A 1,515-nucleotide genomic window follows, 5' to 3' on the forward strand; every position below is an offset into this window, starting at 1 on the left:
GATAGTGTTGAAAAAGTCCGGGTTGCAGCAGTCCTGAAGCACTGATTCAATCTTCGTCGTAAGAGGAGATTGAGTCGATGATGGGCGAGCAAAGTGTGATGCAGGAGGAGCTGTTCTACGGCTTCAGCCTGGAGCGGCATGTGCCGGCGGATCACCTGCTCAGAGCGATCGACCACTTCGTCGACCTGTCCGCCATCCGCCAGCATCTGGCGCCCTTCTACAGCCCGATCGGCCGTCCCTCGATCGACCCTGAGCTGCTGATCCGCATGCTGATCGTCGGCTATTGCTTCGGCATCCGCTCGGAGCGCCGGCTGTGCGAGGAGGTACATCTGAACCTGGCCTATCGGTGGTTCTGCCGGCTTGGCCTCGAGGGTGATGTGCCTGACCACTCAACCTTCTCCAAGACCCGCCACGGCCGCTTCCGCGATGCCGACCTGCTGCGCGAACTGTTCGAGACCGTCGTCCGGCGCTGCATAGCTGAAGGGCTCGTCGGCGGCGAAGGCTTTGCGGTCGATGCCAGCATGATCGTCGCCGACGCCCATCGTCAGCGCGGGATCGAAACGGCCGAGGACCTCAATCCCAAAGCCAAGCGGGCCGTGGCTGAGTATCTCGCCACTCTGGATGACGCCGCCTTCGGGGCCGCCACGCCGGTGGAGCCCAAGTTCGTCTCCCCTGTTGATCCCGCCGCGCGCTGGACTGCCGCTTGGGGTGGCCCAGCCGTCTATGCCTATTGCACGAACTATTTGATCGACGTGGAGCACGCCATCATCGTGGACGTGGAGCCCTCGACCGCGGTGCGCCAAGCCGAGGTGACGGCCGCCAAGACTATGATCGAGCGGGCGCACGACGAGCTCGGCCTCTGGCCGGAGCGGCTGATTGCCGACACCGGCTACGGCTCGGCCGAAATGCTGAACTGGTTGGTGCATGAGCGTGGGATCGAGCCGCATATCCCGGTCTTCGACAAGTCTAGGCGCAAGGATGGCACCTTCTCGCGCGACGACTTCACCTACGACCATAAGGCCGATACATACATCTGTCCTGGCGGGAAGACGCTCAGGCAGCGCCAGAAGACCTATCGGATGCCACACCCTCTCGTCGACGAGAATGGCATGATGCGCTATCGCGCCAGCAAGCTGGATTGCGACGCCTGTGCCCTGAAGCCCAGCTGTTGCCCGAAGGAGCCGGCGCGCAAGGTGCTGCGCTCGATCTATGAGGGCGCGCGCGACATGGCCCGCGACATCGCAAAGACAGACGCCTACCAGACCTCACGCTATCAGCGGAAGAAGGTGGAGATGCTGTTCGCGCACCTCAAGCGCATCCTGAAGCTCGATCGATTGCGATTGCGCGGCCCCTGTGGTGCCCGCGATGAGTTCCACCTTGCAGCCATCGCCCAGAACCTCAGGAAATTGGCCAAGATTTGCACCCTCGGAACAAACGTCCGAGCCACTTAAGGCGAGGAGGTCGCGTCGACCTTAATCAAGACGCTTCGGTGCGAGTGGATCCACGGCTTCATCG

The 1,515-nt window shown here is 62.4% G+C and carries 1 protein-coding gene; it reads left to right on the forward strand.

Translation table 11 applies throughout. The annotated features are described in order from the left end of the window. Positions 1-77: 77 nt before the first annotated feature. Complete coding sequence (locus tag NKH60_RS34850) at positions 78-1,451, forward strand: transposase (RefSeq protein WP_352473781.1); 1,374 nt, start codon at positions 78-80, stop codon at positions 1,449-1,451. Positions 1,452-1,515: the final 64 nt, after the last annotated feature.

This window comes from Mesorhizobium sp. M1006, from assembly GCF_040318825.1.
GTDB lineage: Bacteria > Pseudomonadota > Alphaproteobacteria > Rhizobiales > Rhizobiaceae > Mesorhizobium.

Coding starts and splice junctions, on each gene's coding strand:
- NKH60_RS34850 (WP_352473781.1), top strand. CDS start 78: ATGATGGGCGAGCAAAGTGTGATGCAGGAGGAGCTGTTCTACGGCTTC.